Origin of the sequence: Streptomyces sp. TG1A-8, from assembly GCF_030499535.1 — a bacterium.
Taxonomy (GTDB): domain Bacteria; phylum Actinomycetota; class Actinomycetes; order Streptomycetales; family Streptomycetaceae; genus Streptomyces.
In genome coordinates, this window is sequence record NZ_JASTLB010000001.1 from 3,304,417 (window position 1) to 3,323,192 (window position 18,776).

Consider the following 18,776-nt stretch of genomic DNA (forward strand, 5'->3'; position numbering starts at 1 on the left):
ACCGGCGATCGTGCCCTACCGTTTTCGCACCGCCCTCGCCGCCTCGATTTCCAGCGGCATTTCTGCCGTGAGAGATTGCGCCGGATTGGGCTGGACTTGTGCGCCGGAGGTGTGGCTATGTTGACGCCGCCCCGGAAAGCGCGAGCGGCCATCAACGCTCCCGCGTCAACGGTCGGACATTCCCCGCCCTTCACGCTCCTCCCGCCCCCGACCGACGGTGAACCGTGGGCCTCCAGCTCACCGGCCACCGAGTGAGGACCGCCCCTCTTGGCACGAATCCGCACCATCAAGCCCGAAGCCTTCGTCTCCGAGTCCCTGGCCGCCGTCTCCCTGACCGCCGAACGCACCTTCTTCGGCCTGCTCACCCAGGCTGACGACCAGGGCCGCCACCGTGACCACGCCGCGATCATCGCCGGGCAACTCTGGGTCCTGCGCCCGGAGCACGCGCCCTCCGCCGTCGAGCAGGACCTCGCCCAGCTCGCCGACACCGGGCTGTTATGCCGCTACAAGGGCCCGGACGACAAGCGCTACCTGCACATCGTCACCTGGCAGAAGCATCAGAAGATCAACCGCCCCAGCGCGAGCCGCCTGCCGGGCTGCCCGTGCCACGACACGCCGGCTCGCACCGCGTCCGGCGTCGACACGCCAGCCACGGGGGCTGGCGTCACGGAGCCCGCGCTGCTGTCTCACGGAGCCCTCCGTGAGGGCCCCGGTCAAGTACGCAACCCTGCGGTGAATCCCTCTCCGAACAGAGAACCTGCAGGTCAGGACGATTTCACAGCGTCCTCCGTGAGGGAGCAGGGAGGGCTCGGTGAGGGGCAGTGACGTCTCACGGTCCGGATCTAGGACCTAGGATCATGGATCTAGGAGATGACCCTTCGGGGGGCGCGAGCGCCCCCGCACCTCGCACCGTCTCGGCCCATCAGCTCATCGCCGAGTACGCCGCCGCTTGCACACACCGGCCACCCAAGGACGTCCTGGGCCATCTGGGCCAGCAGGTGCGCAAGCTGCTCGACGAGGGCATAGCCCTCGATCACATCCGGGCCGGACTCGGACTGCACCGCGCCAAGGGCCTGCACCCCAGCACGTTGCCGAGCCTCGTGCACGAGGCCATGAACGCGTGCCCCGCCACGCCGGTTGTCCACAGGGCGTGGACAAACCCCGTCGATGCCGAAGCCGCCTACGGAGGTGACCTCTGACCGCCACCCTCACCCGTGAGCCCCACCGGGTCGGCCCGCTCGCCGACCGGCTCAACGGCATCCTTGCCAGTCGCGGCATCGACCTCGCCAGCACGGCCGTCGAGGAAGGGCACGCCGAGCCCGTCACCGCACTGGAACTCGCCGACGCCAGGATCCCCGCCCGCTACCGCCGAGCCCTGGCCGACCACCCGAAGGTCGCCGTCTGGGCCGACGAGATCGCCCGCGCCGGGCGTCCTGGCCCCGGCGGGCCCGGGATCGCCGAAGGCCCGTCGCTGCTGATCGCCGGCCCCACGGGCACAGGTAAGACGTACCAGGCGTACGGCGCCATCCGCACCCTGCTCGCCCGTGGCGTCCGCCTGCGCTGGGAAGCGACCACCACCGCCGACTTCCACGCTCGCCTGCGTCCACGCGCCGGCCATGACGCCGAACGTGAACTGCAGACCCTGGCACGCTGCCCGCTGCTGTTCCTGGACGACCTCGGTGCGGCCAAGACCAGCGAGTGGACCGAGGAGCTCACCTACCGGCTCATCAATCACCGGTACGAGCACATGCTCCCCACCCTCATCACCACCAACCTCCCGACGGAGCAGCTACGCATCGCCCTCGGTGACCGCGTCGCCTCCCGCCTCGCCGAAATGACCGAGCGCGTCATCCTCAAAGGCCCCAACCGACGACGCCGCACCGCGCCCTCCGCCTGACCGGCCTCCCCACCTGCCTCGCCGCGCCGCGCGCGCTCACGCCTGGCCTGCGCCGGCCCGCGCGGCAGGACCGCTCAACGCTCCGCCGTGATCGTCCGGCCCTCCCCGGTTCCTCTACACCTTGGAGACCCTCCTGCCTTCTCTGACCCTCGTTTCCCTGGCCACCCGGAACAGCGGCACGCCGCTCCGCCCGGACTGGGTCACCTCCCCGGTGACAACCCTGACGCTCCTCATCTCTCTCGTGCTGCTGGGCCTGCTCGCCGGATGGCTGATTCGCCAGCAGCGCCGCCGGTCGCCCGGCAGCAAACGCTGGCGCGGGACCGTCGCGGTGCCCGTCGCGGCCATGGCCGCGCTCGGCTGCACCGCCTACAGCGCGGACACCAGCTGGCGGTTCGCCGCCGACTACCTCGACATGGACGGCACCGCCGAGCGCGTCGCGATGTTCGCCGCCGCCGAGCTGGCCCTGTTCGCCACCGCCCTGATGGCGCGGCAGAACCTGAACGGCCCGAAGCGGGCTCCCGGCCTGCCCGGCACACTCACCTGGGTCATCACCGCCGTCCAGGTTCTGCCCGCCTACGCCGAGTCCGGGCTCGTCGGCGGCACCGTGCGAGCCTTCGTCGGCCCCGTCATGGCCGCGATGCTGTGGCACCTGGCCATGGGCATCGAGCTGCGCCACCGCGCCCCTGACGCCGCCTCGCGCGGCCTGGCCGCCGTCCTCGTCCGCCAGGCCCGCGAGCGCCTGCTCGCCCGCCTCGGCATCGCCGACCAGGACGCCGATGCCACCCGCCTCATCCGCGAGCGCGCGCTGAGCGAAGCCGTCGCCCTGATCCTGCGCGCCGAGTCGATGACCGACCGACAGCGCGGCAAGCGACGGCAACGACGCCTGACAGAGCGACTGCACCAGGCGCTGGAGCGGGCCGGCGTCGACGGAGATCCGCTCCAGGACGAGCTGCTGCTGCGCAAGCTCGCCACCCGCAAGCAGGCCCTCGGCCTCGCCTTCATCACACTGCCGCCGCGCTGGCACATCCCGGCCTCGTCCCCTGCCCCTGAATCCGGGCACAACCGCCCGCGCGCCGCCCGCCCGGAAGCACTGCCGCGGGCAGAGGACGCTGCCCGACCACACCCATCAGACCCGGGGGACGACGAGGTGCCTCCGGCTGCCCGCTCGCAGCCTGCCCGCCCGGTGCCCGGGCTGCCCGCACGGGCAGAGACGCAGGACAGCCGACCGCGCACGGGCAACAACTCGGGCAGCGTGTCGGGCAAGCGCGAACGGAAGGGGGCTGCCCGGAAGAAGCGCGACGCCGGCAAAGCCCGTGCCTCCGACGAGGTCATCCTCAAGCACGCTCGCCGCATGTACGAGGAGACCGGCAGCGTCGGCCGCGACCGGGTCGAGGACGCCCTGCGCGCCGCCGGCTACACCGTCTCCAGCGACGGCGTCGGACGAGTCGTCCGCGAGTTCAAGGCCCAGCTCAAGGCCGCAGCCGGCGATCCACTCCGCTGATCCCCGCAGCACCAGCACTTCCGACCAGACCCCGACCCGAAGGGCCCCATGCACGCCCCGCACCACGAAGACCCCATGCCCCACGAGGAATCCCTGCTGATCACCCCTGCCCCATCAGGAGCAAGTTGGTGCAGGAGCATTGCTCCCGTCGGGAGCAATGCTCCTGCCTCTCCCGCCCCGGGAGTGGCAGGAGCGGATCGGCACCGGGGGACGCCGATCGTTGAGGATGCGACCGAGGGCGGATCGCATCCTGAGAGGGAGGAACCGCGCACGTGCCACAGCACCGACTGCGCTCACGCCTCTTCGTCGAAGCCCCGTGTGCAGCAGCGTGAGCGTCTGCGCGACAAGAAGAAACGCGTGCGCCAGCCCAGCTGCCGCATGAACCACGACGAGTACCAACTCCTCGTCCGAGCAGCCGCCGAGTGCCATATGAGGGTCGCCGGGTTCCTTGCCCGCGCGGCTCTCAACGCTGCCCGCGACCTCAACCGCACCGCCACGAACATCGCGGGTGAGAACGAGATGCTGCAGGAGCTGTTCGCGCTGCGGCGGCACCTCGGGCAGATCGGCAACAACCTCAACCAGGTGGCCAAAGCGCTGAACTCCGGAGCCGACGCCCCGCAGGCCGCAGCCGCCCTCGCCGCCGTCCAGCGCGCCGCCAAGCGGGTCGACGCCTTCACCCAGCAGCACCTGGACCACAGGACGGCTGCGTGATCCCGCGCGTCCACACTAGGGGCACGCGCACCATCGGCCTGCTCCACTACCTGTACGGGCCCGGCACGCACGAGGAGCACATCGACCCGCACCTGGTGGCCGCATGGGACGGCCTTGCCCCCGACCCCGGCCGAAACCCCGACGCCACGTACGGCGATCTCCAGCGGCTGCTCGACCAGCCGGTCATGGCCCTGCCCGAGAGCCGGCGGCCCGCCGAGCACGTGTGGCACCTGTCGGTACGCGCCGCCCCCGAGGACCCGATCCTGTCGGACGAGCAGTGGGGCGAGATAGCCCGCAGGATGGTCGCCGCCACCGGTATCGCCCCCGCCGGCGACGACGCCGCGTGCCGCTGGGCGGCCGTCCGGCACGCCGACGACCACATCCACGTCATCGCCACCATCGTCCGCGAAGACGGCCGCCAGGCCCGCCTGCGCCAGGACGGCAGACGCTCCCAGGCCGAAGCCCGCAAGATCGAGATCGACTACGGGCTGCGCCGCCTCCACACCGGCGACGGCACCGCCGCCCAGCGGCCCACCAGCGCCGAACGACATAAAGCCCAACGGGAAGGCCGCGAGCGCACCGCGCGGGAGGAACTGCGAGAGACCGTGCGCCGCGCCGTCGCTGGCACCGCCTCCACGGAGGAGTTCTTCGACCGCCTGGCCGCCGCCGGTCTGTTGATCCGCAAGCGCATCGCGCCCTCCGGTGACCTGCTCGGCTACAAGGTCGCGCTGCCCAATGACCGCAACGGTGAGAAGGAACCGGTGTTCTACGCGGGCTCCACGCTCGCGCCCGATCTGTCCCTGCCCCGCATCCGCGAACGCTGGGCGCTTCCCGCGGAGGCCGCTTCAGCGGACGGCTCAGGGCCGGAGCAGCCTGCCCTGCCGGACGTGACCGGCCCCGCGTTCGCGCGACGGCGGGCCTCCGCCGCCACCTGGCAGGCGCTGCTGATCATCGACCACGGCGACGACGGCACGGCAGCTGCCCAGATCACCGCGGCGGGCGAGATCCTGGACGCGCTCGCCAAGACCTCCGCCGCCCACACCCGCGCTGAACTCCGCGAGGCAGCCTTCGCGTTCGAGCGGGCCAGCCGTTCCCACGTGAGAGCCGCACGTGGGCATGACCGGGCCCTGCGGCAGGTCGCCCGCGATCTCGTCCACAGCGGGCCAGCCCTCGGCCGAGGGGAAGATGGCGCCACCACCGCCATGCTCATCGACATGGCGTTCTTCCTCGCCATGGCCGCGGCGAACTGGCACGCGAAGAAGCACCACGGCCAGCAGGCCGCAGCCGCCCGGCAAGCCGCCGAACATCTGCGCGCCGCCTACCAGGCCGCCGCAGGTGAATCCATGGCCGCCCTCGCACAGCGAGGCCGCGGTATGGCCCCGCGTGTTCGGCAACGGCAAGCCGACCTTCTCCACCAGGTGCTGCCGGAGCTGGCCGAACGCATCCGGGCAGAGGACGGCTGGCCTGCCCTGGCCGCCACACTCGACGACGCTCGCAGAGCCGGCCACGACCCGGCAGCTCTGCTGGCTGACGCTGCCCGGCGGCGCGAGGTCGACACCGCGACCTCCATCAGCGACGTCCTCGTCTGGCGCCTGCGCCGCAGCGCCCACCTGCCCGCCCTGCCCGAAAGCTCCCACGAGACGCCCGCCCGAGACAGTCGGCACCAGGCGACTTCGGCGCCCAACCCGCCGCTGACGCAGGGCGTCGGGAACCATTTCAGCCGCCGACGCTGACCGGAAAGCGACGCAACATAGCCGACGATCGCCGGTTGGGCAAAACGGCGATCCTCCGGACCAATGATGCCTCCACCCACCCACTCCCATGAGGAGCACCCGTATGCCCAAGACCTAAGCCCGACCGGAGATCGTCGTCCTGCTCTGCGACACGGACGTCGAGCGCCAGCGTGAGACCAGCAAGCGGTACCACCTCGACGGACGCCCGTTCAGCAAGGACGAGCTGAGCCTTCCTCCGCAGGGCTACTCGCGCCGAGTTCGAAGAGATTGAGATACAGCTCAAGCGATACCGGGACTACCTGCCGAACGAAGCACCAGGCGTGGAGGCGGACCGTTCTCAACAACCTCAGACCGTAACGCACGAGGACGCCGACCAGGGCACAGCAGCATGAAGCCGGGCTTCCCCAAGGGGAGGCCCGGCTTCATGCGTTGGACGGCCCTCAGCCGGCCGGAGCGCGCAGGAGTCGGTCGCGTGTGCTCTCCGGCACCACCCGACGCAGCACCGGCGCGCTGGAACTGAGGCAGTCGGCGAACGCGGCGACGAGGTCGTGCGGCACGCTGGCGCCGAACGACGCGGCCCACAGGTAGCCCGCGCCGAACACCGGTTCGGCCCACGCCTGCCACCCGACCAGGACCGCATCGTCCGCCTCAGCCACCAGCGCGAGTGGGTCGCCATCCTGGATGAGGGGCGGCACCTCGCCGAGGCGGATGTGGGAGGCGAACGTCGGATCCACCGCGCCCGAGCCGGGCTGGTCGACGTCACGCAGCCACCCGTGCGCCGTAACCGCGTCGAGGACCAGCTCGGGGCCACCGAGCGGCAAGGCGGGCTGATCGCGGGCGTCGAGCGCGGCAAGGAAGCCGGCGAGGATCTCCCCCGGGACATCGGGGGTGAAGTAGGCCGACCACTGGGCGAGCGGGCTGCTCGGGTCCGTACGGGCGGAGATCTGCCAGGCCATCGGTAGGTTCCCCAGGTGGAACGGCTCGTCCGGCAGGACCCACTGCGCCCACCGCAGGGAGTCGGGGCTGATGTGCAGGACGGTGCTGCGCAGGACCTGACGGTCCTCCGGCTCCTGGCGCCCGCGGACGAGCGTCAGGCTCGTCCACCCCAGGCCGGCGAGCGTGTCAGCGACGGCGTCGTAGAGGCGTCCGTCGTCGCCGGCCAGGTGCCGGGGACCGACCCAGTACGCGGAGGGGACGCAGGCCGGAGCGGGTGGATCGATCGGGACATCGGGATGCAGGTGCGCCTCCAAGGGGCTGGGGGCTGATGCCGCCAGCGTTGCGTAGAACTGGATGGATGTGCCGTGCTGGGCCTTCCGGCGGCCTCGGGTGACAGATGCCGGGCTCCCCCGTCTCACCCTCACCAGGCAGACGTCAGGTCCCCCAGGGGCGCCGACTCGTCGAGCCTCTGGGTGTCACACGCGCTGGGAGGTCTCCAGCACGCACGCGACTGCGGCAGCGACGACATCGGCCGGCGTCTCGGTGTCGAAGGACATCTGGTAGCCGCGCACCTTGGCCGTACCGGTGACGGCGATCTTCCACCCCTCGCCGTCGGTACCAGGGCGGCCGGACGGAAACCATCCGAGATAGAAGGATCCATCCTTCGAGTTGACGTGTACCTCCGCGCGGTCGTCGACGACCAGGTGGAAGTCGTCGGCGAAGAACTGATCCATCACGAGAGTGGCCTGGCCCGGTCCGAGCAGCCACTCACGCAGCCGCAGGGCCTCGACGCTGGTGGAGAATCCGGCGTCCTGGGGGGCCGCAGTCACGAGCAATCACCTCTTTGACCTGGTGTTTTGCGAGAAGGTCGTCCAGGTTCACATGCCCTTGCGGCGTTGACCAGTCACTCGTGGATCTTTGCCGTCTGCCCCCGACGAACTGAGATGCAGAGCGCGAGCGCTGTCCAGCTGCGGAAAACGGCGTGCGCCCGGTGTGGGCGGTGCTGATAGTTGCCCCATGGAGGCGATCGAGGCCGCACGCGCCGTCGTAGAGGAACATCACCCCAGCGCGCGAGCCGCGTTCCTAGGAGGCAGCGTCGTGACAGGCCGACGCACGGCGACGTCGGATCTGGACATCGTGGTGCTGCTCTACGGCGCCCCAGCCCCCTACCGGACATGCCTCCAGCACGCCAGCTGGCCGGTGGAGATGTTCGTGCACACCGAGGCGACGTGGCACGCCTACGTCGAACGGGAACTGCGCAAGCGCCGATCACCACTGCTGTGGATGTGTGCCGACGGGTTGCTGCTCTTCGACAGGGATGGGCTCGGAGCGCGCCTCGCCGCACAAGCCCGGAAGCTGACCGCCACGGGACCGCCGCCGGTGCCAGCGGAAGAGATCGAGGACCGCCGCTACGCAATCACCGACCTCCTCGACGACCTGGCGGGAAGCAACGACCAAGGCGAGCGTCTGTTCATCGCCACCGAGTTGGTCCGACGCACCGGCGAGCTGGCACTGGCCATCGGCGGTTCGTGGAGCGGGGGAGGGAAGTGGCTGGCACGCCGCCTTGAGTCGGCCGCCCCGGGACTGAGCACCCGCCTGCACCACGGCCTCCACGAGGTACTGAGCGGCCGCGCAGAGGCCCTCGTGACCGTTGTGGAGGAGGTACTCGAACAAGCAGGAGGCCGGTTGTGGGTCGGCTACAAGCGCGCCGGGTCTCTGTGAACAACCTTGCGGAACCCGCTCACGCCAAGTTGATTTGATCGATGACGCGCCAGCGATAGGCCCGGTCTTGGCGCCGCAGCTCGACCAGGTCAAGGTGGTCGACTGGCACGCTGACGCAGTCCATGTCGCGAAGCGGGCGAATCGTTTCCCGAACCAGTCGGGCGTCCACCGCGCGGTTGCAGTAGGCGATGCCGATGTGCGGTCTCAACACGGAGGTCGGCTTCCGGAACGGCAGCTGACACTGCGCGCCGGCGGCGGACAGTTTGGCGTGCAGATCAAGTACGGGGGTGCAGGGAGCGATGCTGTAGCGAACCGCCCCCCGGGATGCAGTCATGGGTACGGCCTGCAGCCGGAACCGGTCCGTCGGCATCTCGGCCACAGCGGCCAGCAGTGCGTTCAGTTCGTCCAGGGAGACATCCTCGACGGTCCCTACCCGACCCAGGGTCAGATGCAGACCATCCGCGTCGATGGGATCGAAGTGCAGATTCTGAATCTCCTCTTGGCACTGCTGAGCATGCTCGGCGAGTGCCGAATCTGCGGGGAAGCCGAGCATCCAGTAATAGGCGCGCGTCGATGGAGTCCACCCACGCCGATCCCAGTGGCTGCTCATCTCCTCTACTCCGTCGAAGGCCGCCCAATCGTGCACCGCGATGACTTGGGGGTCATCCAGGTCCGGTGGCGGCGCGGAGGGAAACGCGCTGGTGTCGTAACTGAGCAGCACTCGGTGCCCTTCTATTACGGCTGTCGCTCGCAAGCGCCATCTTGGCAGAATCACTCACCGCGCTCGGGTTAACGGAGCGTTGTGCCAGCTCCGCAGTACCTCGGCGCAGTCCGGTCGGCCAGAAGCTCCCGCCAGGCCGCAGCAGTCGTATGGAGTTCGCCAGCGCGCTGGACGACCGACCGGATCCGCGGACCGCCCCCAGCTGTGAGAGCGGCAGAGACGGGCCCCGTTCACCAGCTTGGCCGACGCCTGTCAGCGAGAACCCGGTGGCCCCGGCCGCAGTCGCGAGCACAGGATCTCAGGAGGGCAGGGTTCCGTCGAGGTAGTCCCGCACGGGCTCGAACAGCCCCGCGGGCACATACTGAGGGATTTCTCCACGGGTCGCCCAAGCAAGTTCAGCCAGTTCGTCGGGGGCGGCGATGTGGGCCGTGCTACTCACCACATCGCAGGTGACGTACGACATCAGTCGGCCCGTCTCCGGATGAACCCGCTCGCCGAGCATCGTCACAGCGGCCACAGCCAGGCCGGTTTCCTCCTGCGTTTCACGCACGGCCGCGTCTTCTCGAGTCTCACCAGGTTCGACCTTGCCGGCCGGGAACTGCCAGGAGAGCGAACCTTCGCTGACACGGCGCCGCACCAGTAGTACACGGCCCCCGTGAACGATGACGGCTGCGGCTACGCTCGGTTGTTCTGCCACGACGTCTGTTTCCTCCCAGGGGTCGGATCACTTGGTGGCGAGCAGCGTCCGAGTCTCCTCGGCGCACCCCCACGACAGCGTGACGCCGGCGCCGCCGTGCCCGTAGTTGTGCACGACGAAGGTGCCGTCCTGCCACCGGTCGCTCTCCACGCGGATCGTGACGCGGGTCGGCCGAGCGCCCATCCGGTGCTCCAGGACGCGGGCCTCGGCGAGGCGGGGTTCGACCTCGGCGCAGCGGGCGAGAATGCCGGCCGCCGCCTTGTCGTCGGGGGCAAGGTCGCCCTCGCCGTCGACCGCTGTGCCGCCCAGGACGACGGTGTCGCCGTGGGGGTAGAAGCACAGCAGATCCGGCGAAAGGCCGGTGTCCTCTGAGGAGAACTCGGTCAATCCCGGGTTGGTAACGACGACGTGCTGACCGCGAATGGGCCGAAGGGCAGGGTCCGGAACCAGGTCGCGCGCCCCGAGGCCCGCGCAGTTGACGATCGCCGAAGCCGGACGGGCGTCCGAGAGCGAGGTCAGCCGTCGCCTCTCGATCGCTCCCCCGGCATCGTGCAGCCGGCGCATGAGGTAGTCGAGGTAGGTGGGCATGCCGATCAGCGGCACGGTGAACCGGTAGCCCGCCGTGAACCCGGCCGGGAGTTCGGCAGGCTCGCACGGCCGGAAGCCCGGAAGGGTCATGGCCCAGTCGGGCGCGGCTTCGGCCGTGCGGGACGCGTCGATGCCATTGGTGAACCGGACGCCCGTCGCCGGGTCCTGGGCCAGCTCGCGGAAGATCTCCAGGGACCGTTGTCCCCACTGGTCGACCTTGTCCTTCGGCTCGACCAGGTAAGGCCCCCACATCGACCCGGCCGCCAGCGACGTGACCCCCGGCACCTGCTCGGCGATCACGTGCACCGAGGCCCCGGCCTCGGCGAGAACAACGGCCGTGGTGAGCCCAGCCACCCCAGCCCCGACAACGACAACGCGCTCCCCTGCGGTCATGTGTCTGCCCCTAGGCGCCGTGGATCTCGCTGGGCGTGCCGCGCGCTGCGCCAGGCCGCGTCGCGCGCTGCCGCGCTCATCTCCCACTCCGCCGCCCAAAGCGGATCAGGAATTCGTTCTCCTCAGGGAAGGTGTCGTCCTCGCTGAAGGCCGCGAGCCGCTCCCTGACCGCAGCCTCAAATGCCGGCAGCCGGTCGCCGAAGAGATGGGGTGCGGCGAAGGATGTGGAGTAGAGGTAGCCGAGGATGCTCTCGGCGGTCCAGGTGCGGCGCACAGGGATCCGCGCCTCCTCGACCCGATCGAAATGCGACTCCTCCATGATCTCGCTGTACGGGCGGTTGTGGTGCTGAAAGGTGCCGGAGCCCGCACGCCGTTCCTCGCCCAGGAATGTCCTGACGACGTCCCGGACGGCTTTCTCCCACGGACTGGTCGCGGTCCAAAAGCTGGTGTCTCCGAAGATGGCCACGAGACCGTCGGGTGCGACCTGATCGTCCAGGCGGGCCAGGACGGCGGGCTGGTCGAGCCAATGGAACGCACGGCAGATCGTGACCAGGTCGGCTTTCCAGCCAGCGGGTGGCACGAAGTCCTCTGCGGTGCTCTCGATGAGCGACAGGTGCGTGCCCTCGGGCAGCTTTGGGCGCAGCGCCGATTCCGCCGCAGCCAGCATGTCGGCGTCGTTGTCGATGGCGATGATGTCGTCGAACCGGTCAAGCAGTGCCTCGGCAACCAGTCCGGTGCCGGTGCCGACGTCCAGCAGGCGTCGCCGACCCCCGGACCGGGACGGAGCGGCCTTGTCCAGGGCCTCGGCGACGCCTTCCGGGATGCCGGGGCGGAACTGACGGTAGTAGCTGGCGGTTCCTGTGAACAGACTCATGTGATCACGTCCCGTGAGGTACTGGATGTAGCCGAACGTAGCTGCTGGTTCCTCGTGTTGGACTACCTCCCGCTGTCCCGCTGCTACGGTCGCGTGTATGACGCTCTCGGTCTCCACGAGTCGGGCTGTTGACCTACGCGTACAGCCGGTTGACGAGGTTCTGGATCGCGTCGCGCGGTCTCTGCAGGTCCAATTCCTCCCGGGTACGGTGGTGCGTAAGCGCCGGTCCGTGGGAGGCCGGACAGACCGCGAGACCTGGGTCCGCATAGAGCGACGCTTGCTCGACAAAATCACCGATCAAGGATGGAACGGCGCGGAATGCGCCGCCCGCTTGGTTGGCGTCGCCCAGCCGACATGGCGGGGATGCGTCGTCTGGCGAGACGCGAACGAACCGGTGATGTGGCGGGCCGACGAAACCGACCTCCTGCCGGCCGCTCCTGTCGGAAATGCCATTCTGAGCGAGGCCCCCGAACTGCCGGACGAGTGGTGGGATGGGTTGAACGCCTCTTTGGACGCGTTGGCAAGGCACCAGACGAGGCGGGTCGCCACCCCCGACACCGAGACCATCACCCAGACATCGGTCACCGAGTCCATCGGAGCTGTCTTTCCCGGCGACTTCGACACGACCGTCCAGCGTTGGGTGCCGGCCCATGCCGACCTGAACTGGGCCAACGTGACGGCCCCGGTGTTCAGTCTCTTCGACTGGGAGGACTGGGGGAACGCCCCGCAGGGGCTGGACTCTGCTTCCCTGTGGGGGAGCTCGCTTGCCGTCCCGTCTCTGGCCGATCGTGTATGGCAGGAGCGTCGGCGGGACTTGGAGAGCCGGGACGGCAAGCTGATGACGCTGTTCGTCTGCTCGAAGATCCTCGGGCCGTGCGCGCACCCGGAGGATCCTCGGTTGGAGCCCGCGCGGCGCATGGCCGGGCAGGCCATCAAGGACCTTCAGGAGGACTGATCACCCGAGCGGTCGCGAAGGAGTTTCCGGTACTCATGCACGGTTCGCTCCTCCACCTGACCTGCCAGCGCTCCAACGAGTTCCCCCAAGTGGGCCGGTTCGTCGGTGCCCACGGCGATGGAGCCAACCCGCGGGAGGTGGTAGGCGGTTCTGAACGCTGCCTGTAGGCGGGAGAGCCGGCCGCTGGCCTGAAGGAAGAGGCGCGGGTCGACCCTGTCCCACACGGAGGCACTGGCGGCGCCCCCAAAGGGGCTCATCCCCCAGACTTCGCCATCGCTGAGATCCCAGGCGTCGATGAGGGTGTCCGCTGCGTCCAGCGTTCTTGCTCCGACCAGCAATCCGGCGCGGACCATGAGGACCGATGGCCTCGGCACGGCCGGCGCGACCATGCTCAGAAGCGGGGACGGATCCCACGACGCGATGCCCCACGCGGCGCACAACCCCTTCGCTGTTGCGTCATCCAGGGCCGTACACGCCGCGGCAAGCAGATCCTTGTTGTACGGCACGGCTTCCCGGAGCGACTGTTCCGGATTGTGCAGGAACACAATGTCCGGCGCACGTCCGAGGTCTTTGGCCGCCTCTTCCACGGCCGCCTTCAGCCGCACGGGATCCAGGGAGTGCTCCGCCCCATCGGGTCCCGGGAAGTAACCGATCTTCGTAGAGACCGTGAACTTCGGCAGCAGGTCACCGGCTGTCCGAGCCAGGATCTGGTGCGAGCGGAAGCTGGCGTAGTTGGTGCTGGTGTCGAGCGCAGTGACGCCCAGATCCAGCGCGCCGGTCAGGAGCCGGCGTTCGTGACGAGACCGGTGTAGCCCGAGGACAACTCGGGGGTCAGGACCGCGCACAACTCCTCCTCCACCAGGATCTCGGCGACCTCCGCCACTTCGGCCCCGACGAGGGTCGCAGCCTGTTCCAGCACGACCGGCCTACCGCTCAGGAGCAAACGCAGCGCCGGCAGAGCCTTGGCCGCGAGGGTCAGCTTCTTCCCCGAGGCCAAGACGTCGACGGTCTCCCCGCTCTCCTGGATCCGGGGAGGGAAGTGGGTGGTGCACACCACGGCATCCAGCGGCCCGAGAATGTCAAGGAAGGGCACGTGCCGGGGCAGCGTCGTCTGCTGCTCATACGCGGCCAGGTAAGCGGCCGGGGAGCGCTCGCCGAGCAGCGCCGTGGCGGCCTCGGTCAGAGGTGCGCTGTCGGGACCGTGCCAGCGGTCCAGATCGTGCCTGAAGATTTCGTGCTCGCGGCACCAGTCGGCGAGCCAGGCCAGCCAGCTGGCCCCGGTGCGTTTGGTGATGCCGAAGGTGACGTGGAGGCTCTTGCCTGAGCCGCTGCCGGTCCGGGTCGCCTGGTGCCAGTGGCCTCGGGGGATGTGCATGACGTCACCGGTCCTCATCACGCCGGACCAGATGATCTCGTCGCTCGGCGTGTTGTTGGGGTCGGAGTCCCGGTACAGGGGGACCTTGCGGGAAGCCGCGCGCACCTCCCACTCCTTCTCGCCGGCGAGCTGCACGATCACGACGTCGTGGTCGTCCCAGTGCAGGGGGAAGCCGGCGGCGTCGTTCGTCGTCAGGTACGCGTTGACCTGAACGCGCTCATGGGACCACCACTGCAGCGCCCGGCACGCGACCTCCATCGTCGGGTTGAAGACGTTGGCCTGGTCGAGGATGACCGTCGCGCCTTCTCGAAGGAGGTTACCGAGGCTGCGCATGTTGACCATGGGGATGCTCTGGCCCCGGGGGCTGACACTGTCGGTGTAGTAGACGGCCGGGTGCACCTCCACACCCTTCTGGAAGCACCGGAACTGCGGACGGTTCAAGCTCCTGCGCATGGCGATGTCGAGCAGCCGGTTGGGGGTCAGGAGGCGGGAGAGGAGCGCGGGGTCGTCCAGACCGCCCCGCGCGAAGCCCTTGCCCAGTTCCTCGGCTCCGCTCCACCCGAGTGCTGTCTCGATCGCGGTGATCAATCGATGTTCCATCGCTGTGCCTCCAACAGTGTGGTCGCCTGACGTAGACACGGCGGGGCCGATACGACCAGTCGTGCCGGCCCCGCCGCTTGGTGCGTGCGTGCCTACTCGCTGTCGTGCAGGTTGCCGTCGCCGCCCGGCCACGGCGCGTCGCCGGAGCTTCCGGCGTTGTCGGACCGGAGGCTGTCGTACCGGTCGTGCACGGCGGTCAGCTCCTCGACCGCCATCAGCAGGCCGCTACGGGCCGGAGGCGGTGCCGTACGCTCTTCCACCTCGTGCTCCTTCCTCTTCGGGTCTCCCGCCGGGGGTCCGGCGGGAGGTCATGGCCGCCTCACGGCCGTGGGAGAGATGGATTTCCGTGAGGCGGCGGTCTTTGGGTAGCGCTCGGCGAGCTCGGACTCCGCGCCTACGACCAGGCGGCCCGGTTACTCACCTGGAGGACGGCCGCGTCCTGGCGCATGTTGGCCTCCAGGACGCGCTGGTCCAGCTCGTACAGGCACGCGCGGCAGGCGAAGAGGCCGCGTGCATGCCGCTCGAACGGACGGGCCCGATCCACGTCACCTCGACGTCGTCACGGCCGCACCACAGCCAGCACTCGCCGTGGGTCTGCCATTCATGCCGGTCCCACAGTGCGTAGGCCGTCGGCTCACCTGTGACGGGGTCGATGTCGCGGCGGGTGAGGCGGAAGACCACATCGCGGGCCGGTGACGGAGCCGCTCGTACTGCGTGCTTCCCCATCACGCGACTGCCAGCGTCAGCAACTCCGGCTGGACTCCGGCCCTGCACTTGGCCCACATCGTGAATAAGCCACTCGGACCGATGGCGGCTGGGCTTCTCTCAGCCACCGTGGGTAGTGCCATCTCGGCCCATACCCGCTTACCGGAGCCGGCGGGTTCCCAGGCACAGTTCGCCGCGAGTAGTCGGACCAGCGCCAAACCGCGCCCATGCTCGTCGTCCGGCTGGGCACACTCCGTCTGCGGCACCGCCGGGTCACCGTCCAGGACATCGATCACCAACCGATCGGGACGGTTGGAGAGGGTGACGGTGATCGGCCCCGTCCCATGGACCACGGCGTTGGTGATGAGTTCGGAGGCGACGAGCCGGATGGCGTCGGCGGTCTCCTCGTCCAGTGGCACACCCCATGCGCGTACCTTGTCGACGATCTCGCGTCGAGCCAGGGGCACCTCGGATTCGGTACCCGTGAGGACGAACCGATGGACGAGCGTGGGCATGGCGGACGCCTCCGAAGAGCTGGAGAGCGGCTCCATCCCCGACGGGGGCGCGGGAATGGAGCCGCCGATCTGAGGAACCGCCCGCCAAGCGTTCAACTGGGCGCTCGCTGGCGGCTGATACCCAGTCAACGTCGCTGCCCTAGCCCGTCGGAACGTTTCTAGGGGGTTTCTCCTGGGGACGCCCTCCCCGTAGCCGGACACGAGACGTAGCCTCACAGCTACGCCTTGAGGGGATGACAGGAGTGATGACGTGCCTGCCCAGCCGTTAGCAGTCCATCCGCTGAGCTTCCTCCTCCAGACGCGTGGATGGGGCAAGGCCGCATTCGCCCGGCTCATGCAGGACCACGGGAGGAAGCTCGGTATCCCGCTGGCGACCAACCGGACGACTGTCTGGAAGTGGGCACAGGGCCAGGAGCCGGACGCGGACGCCCAGCGCGTCCTGGCCAACCTTCTGGGCGTCCCGTATGAGCAGGCTCGTGCAGAGGGATGGCCCCGCTGGCTGCCAGTCTGGGAGGTGACCGGGCTTACCGCTCCTTGGACAGAGGCCGGTACCGTCGAGGCGTTGTCCGATCTGGTGGGGAGTGGACGGATGGACCGCAGAGGCTTCCTCACCATCACAGGAGCCGCCCTGACGGGCCTCGCGGCGAGCTGGGTGGACGCGCCCTCCGCCATGGCCGCGGCACTCAACGGTGACCGGGTCACGGACACGATGGTCTCGACGATCGAGCACCGCATCAGTACCCTCCGCACGCTCGACGACCAGCTTGGCGGCGCGCGGCTGCTGGAACAGGCGCGAGGCGACCTGGCTCTGGTCACCGGTCTCCTCAGCGGTGGCCGCTTCACTGACAAGGTCAGGCTCCGGCTGTACGCGCTGGCAGCCCGCGTGTCGCACCTGACCGGATGGATGGCCTACGACGCCGGCCTACGGTCCGCAGGGCAGCGCTACTACGTCGGCGCCCTGCGCAGCGCTCGCACCGCCGGCGACGACGCGTTCGGCGCATTCATCCTCGCGGAGATGGGCGTGCACGTCTCCGAGGCCGGGCGCACCGCTGAGCGTGTCGACCTCATCTCGACCGCCATCGACAACGCGCCACGCTCTCTGTCGCCCCGCACCCAGTCGTTCCTCTACCTGCACAAGGCAGAGGCCCTCTCACGCGACGGCGAGCACCGCGAGGCCGGCACGGCACTCAACCGTGCCACCTCCCTCTGGGAGCGCCACGTGACGGACGAGAACCCTGACTGGCTCGACTGGTTTGGCGAGGCACAACTGCGGTCGACCGAGGGGAAGGTCCTTTTGCGCTCGGGGCAGGTAGAACGCGCGACCAGTTCCCTGGAGACTTCCGTGACGAGAGCCGCCCCCCGGGACAAGGCGGTACGGTCAAGCCGTCTCGCTGAGGCGCGGCTCGCCGGCGGTGACCTAGAGGGTGCGTTGGACGCCGCGAACTACGGCGCCGAACTGCTGGAGGACAGTGTCAGCTCCGTCCGGCCCTGAACCGCCTCAAGGAGTTCTCCACGCGGTTGGAGCCGCACAAGTCCGTACCTCCCGTTCGGGAGTTCCGCGAGCGTCTGCAGGAACTGTCCGTCGCCGTTTGATGTCGACCGTCTGACCACCGGGGACGAGCCGTCTCGGTGAAGAGGGCTGCAAGACTGCCAGGATGGCCGACATGACGACGATCTACGGTGAGGTGGCCCCCGGGTTCGAGCCGGTGCGGGCGGCGTTCATGGAGAACTTCACCCAGCACGGAGACCTCGGCGCGGCGGTGTGCGTGTACCGGAACGGCCGACCGGTGGTGGACCTGTGGGGTGGCGTGGCCGACGCCGAAACCGGTCGTCCCTGGACGCGCGACACGCTGCAACTGGTCTACTCGGTGACCAAGGGAGCGACCGCCACCGCCGTGCACATGCTGGCCGAGCGCGGAGCACTCGACCTGGACGCGCCCGTCACGAAGTACTGGCCGGAGTTCGCCGCGAACGGCAAGGCGGACATCCCGGTGCGCTGGCTCCTGTCCCATCAGGCCGGCCTGGTCGCGCTGGACCAGCCGGTACCGTTGAAGGACGCGCTGGCCTGGCACCCGATGGCGGCGGCACTAGCCGCGCAACGCCCCCTCTGGACTCCGGGCACAGCGCACGGCTACCACGGCCGGACCTGGGGCTGGCTGGTCGGCGAGGTGATCCGACGGGTGTCCGGCCGCTCACCGGGCCGCTTCTTCGCCGACGAGATCGCGGCCCCACTGGGCTTGGACTTTTTCATTGGCTTGCCCGCCGGCGAGCGCGACCGAGTCAGCCGCATGGTGTACCAGCGGCCGGAGGTCGACCTCACCACCCTGCCCACGGAGTCGGTGCCCGAGGAACTCCGCGAGCAGGTCGCCGCATGGCGGGACCCGAACTCATTCAACAACAGGGCCTACGCCGTCACCGACCCACCCGAAATCGACTTCGACTCACCGGAGGTACAGGCCGCAGAACTCCCGGCCTCTAACGGCATCGGCACCGCACGCGCGCTTGCCCGCATGTACGCCGCGCTGATCGGCGAGGTGGACGGAACCCGCCTGCTCTCCCCGGACGCCCTGGCGTCGGCAACCGAGGAGCGGGCCCGCGGGAAGGACCAGGTCATGCTGATCCCTAGCCGCTTCAGCGCCGGGTACATGCTGCCCACCAAGAGCAATCCGATGATCGGGCCGAGCTCTTTCGGTCACACTGGCCGAGGGGGGTCACTCGCCTTCGCCGACTCGGAGCACGGGGTTGCATTCGCCTACGCGATGAACCGCGTCATCGGAGGCGGCGACGATGTGCGAGCGGCCTCGCTGGCCGAGGCAGTACGCCGATCTCTGGCGTAATGACCTGGTGGTCGTG

At 69.3% G+C, this 18,776-nt stretch carries 18 protein-coding genes and 2 pseudogenes; 9 read left to right on the forward strand and 11 right to left on the reverse strand.

Annotation, left to right across the window (positions count from 1 at the left end):
- Positions 1–267: 267 nt before the first annotated feature.
- From QQY24_RS14245 to QQY24_RS14265, 5 genes and pseudogenes are all read left to right on the forward strand, one after another.
- A pseudogene (locus QQY24_RS14245) lies at positions 268–1,199 on the forward strand (hypothetical protein).
- Positions 1,196–1,897, forward strand: coding sequence for an ATP-binding protein (locus QQY24_RS14250; RefSeq protein WP_301976246.1), 702 nt, complete (start codon positions 1,196–1,198; stop codon positions 1,895–1,897). Before QQY24_RS14245 ends, QQY24_RS14250 begins: the two are co-directional and overlap by 4 nt.
- A gap of 211 nt (positions 1,898–2,108) precedes the next feature.
- Positions 2,109–3,398 (forward strand): hypothetical protein, encoded by a 1,290-nt coding sequence (locus QQY24_RS14255; RefSeq protein ID WP_301973060.1) that lies wholly within the window; start codon positions 2,109–2,111, stop codon positions 3,396–3,398.
- A 318-nt stretch (positions 3,399–3,716) separates the two neighbouring features.
- On the forward strand, positions 3,717–4,109 hold the full coding sequence (mobC, locus tag QQY24_RS14260; protein ID WP_301973061.1) for a plasmid mobilization relaxosome protein MobC: 393 nt from the start codon (positions 3,717–3,719) through the stop codon (positions 4,107–4,109).
- A complete protein-coding gene (locus tag QQY24_RS14265; RefSeq protein ID WP_301973062.1) occupies positions 4,106–5,842 on the forward strand; it encodes a relaxase/mobilization nuclease domain-containing protein in 1,737 nt (578 codons plus the stop codon). Before mobC ends, QQY24_RS14265 begins: the two co-directional genes overlap by 4 nt.
- A gap of 440 nt (positions 5,843–6,282) precedes the next feature.
- Here QQY24_RS14265 and QQY24_RS14270 read toward each other — a convergent pair whose 3' ends face one another.
- Both QQY24_RS14270 and QQY24_RS14275 read right to left on the reverse strand, forming a co-directional pair.
- Positions 6,283–7,092, reverse strand: coding sequence for a DUF317 domain-containing protein (locus QQY24_RS14270; protein ID WP_301973063.1), 810 nt, complete (start codon positions 7,090–7,092; stop codon positions 6,283–6,285).
- Between the two features lie 162 nt (positions 7,093–7,254).
- On the reverse strand, positions 7,255–7,608 hold the full coding sequence (locus QQY24_RS14275) for a DUF317 domain-containing protein (protein WP_301973064.1): 354 nt from the start codon (positions 7,606–7,608) through the stop codon (positions 7,255–7,257).
- Between the two features lie 187 nt (positions 7,609–7,795).
- Here QQY24_RS14275 and QQY24_RS14280 point away from each other — a divergent pair, with 187 nt between their 5' ends.
- Positions 7,796–8,500 (forward strand): nucleotidyltransferase domain-containing protein, encoded by a 705-nt coding sequence (locus tag QQY24_RS14280; protein WP_301973065.1) that lies wholly within the window; start codon positions 7,796–7,798, stop codon positions 8,498–8,500.
- Between the two features lie 19 nt (positions 8,501–8,519).
- Here the strand turns inward: QQY24_RS14280 and QQY24_RS14285 are convergent, their stop codons facing one another.
- The 4 genes from QQY24_RS14285 to QQY24_RS14300 form a co-directional block, all read right to left on the reverse strand.
- A complete protein-coding gene (locus QQY24_RS14285) occupies positions 8,520–9,221 on the reverse strand; it encodes a 2'-5' RNA ligase family protein (protein WP_301973066.1) in 702 nt (233 codons plus the stop codon).
- A 298-nt stretch (positions 9,222–9,519) separates the two neighbouring features.
- Positions 9,520–9,918 (reverse strand): NUDIX hydrolase, encoded by a 399-nt coding sequence (locus tag QQY24_RS14290; RefSeq protein WP_301973067.1) that lies wholly within the window; start codon positions 9,916–9,918, stop codon positions 9,520–9,522.
- Positions 9,919–9,945: 27 nt separating this feature from the next.
- Complete coding sequence (locus tag QQY24_RS14295; protein WP_301973068.1) at positions 9,946–10,899, reverse strand: FAD-dependent oxidoreductase; 954 nt, start codon at positions 10,897–10,899, stop codon at positions 9,946–9,948.
- A gap of 76 nt (positions 10,900–10,975) precedes the next feature.
- Positions 10,976–11,773 (reverse strand): trans-aconitate 2-methyltransferase, encoded by a 798-nt coding sequence (locus QQY24_RS14300; RefSeq protein ID WP_301973069.1) that lies wholly within the window; start codon positions 11,771–11,773, stop codon positions 10,976–10,978.
- 97 nt (positions 11,774–11,870) lie between these two features.
- On the opposite strand from QQY24_RS14300, the gene QQY24_RS14305 reads away from it, so the two are divergent.
- Positions 11,871–12,728, forward strand: coding sequence for a hypothetical protein (locus QQY24_RS14305; RefSeq protein WP_301973070.1), 858 nt, complete (start codon positions 11,871–11,873; stop codon positions 12,726–12,728).
- Here QQY24_RS14305 and QQY24_RS14310 read toward each other — a convergent pair.
- The 5 genes from QQY24_RS14310 to QQY24_RS14330 all read right to left on the reverse strand — a co-directional run bounded on the left by QQY24_RS14310 (position 12,716) and on the right by QQY24_RS14330 (position 15,923).
- Positions 12,716–13,573, reverse strand: a complete 858-nt coding sequence (locus QQY24_RS14310) for an aldo/keto reductase (RefSeq protein ID WP_301973071.1) — start codon at positions 13,571–13,573, stop codon at positions 12,716–12,718. The genes QQY24_RS14305 and QQY24_RS14310 overlap by 13 nt on opposite strands.
- The gene (locus QQY24_RS14315) at positions 13,507–14,703 is read right to left on the reverse strand and encodes a cupin domain-containing protein (protein WP_301973072.1); all 1,197 of its coding nucleotides are present in this window, start codon (positions 14,701–14,703) and stop codon (positions 13,507–13,509) included. Before QQY24_RS14315 ends, QQY24_RS14310 begins: the two co-directional genes overlap by 67 nt.
- Positions 14,704–14,795: 92 nt before the next feature.
- Positions 14,796–14,963, reverse strand: coding sequence for a hypothetical protein (locus QQY24_RS14320; RefSeq protein ID WP_004939628.1), 168 nt, complete (start codon positions 14,961–14,963; stop codon positions 14,796–14,798).
- Between the two features lie 134 nt (positions 14,964–15,097).
- The gene (locus tag QQY24_RS14325; protein WP_301973073.1) at positions 15,098–15,247 is read right to left on the reverse strand and encodes a hypothetical protein; all 150 of its coding nucleotides are present in this window, start codon (positions 15,245–15,247) and stop codon (positions 15,098–15,100) included.
- A gap of 181 nt (positions 15,248–15,428) precedes the next feature.
- Entirely contained in the window at positions 15,429–15,923 is a 495-nt protein-coding gene (locus QQY24_RS14330; RefSeq protein ID WP_301973074.1) for an ATP-binding protein, read from the reverse strand.
- Between the two features lie 250 nt (positions 15,924–16,173).
- Between QQY24_RS14330 and QQY24_RS14335 the strand changes: the two are divergent.
- Positions 16,174–17,516: pseudogene (locus QQY24_RS14335) on the forward strand (tetratricopeptide repeat protein).
- A gap of 71 nt (positions 17,517–17,587) precedes the next feature.
- Entirely contained in the window at positions 17,588–18,760 is a 1,173-nt protein-coding gene (locus tag QQY24_RS14340; protein WP_301973075.1) for a serine hydrolase domain-containing protein, read from the forward strand.
- Positions 18,761–18,776 lie beyond the last annotated feature (16 nt).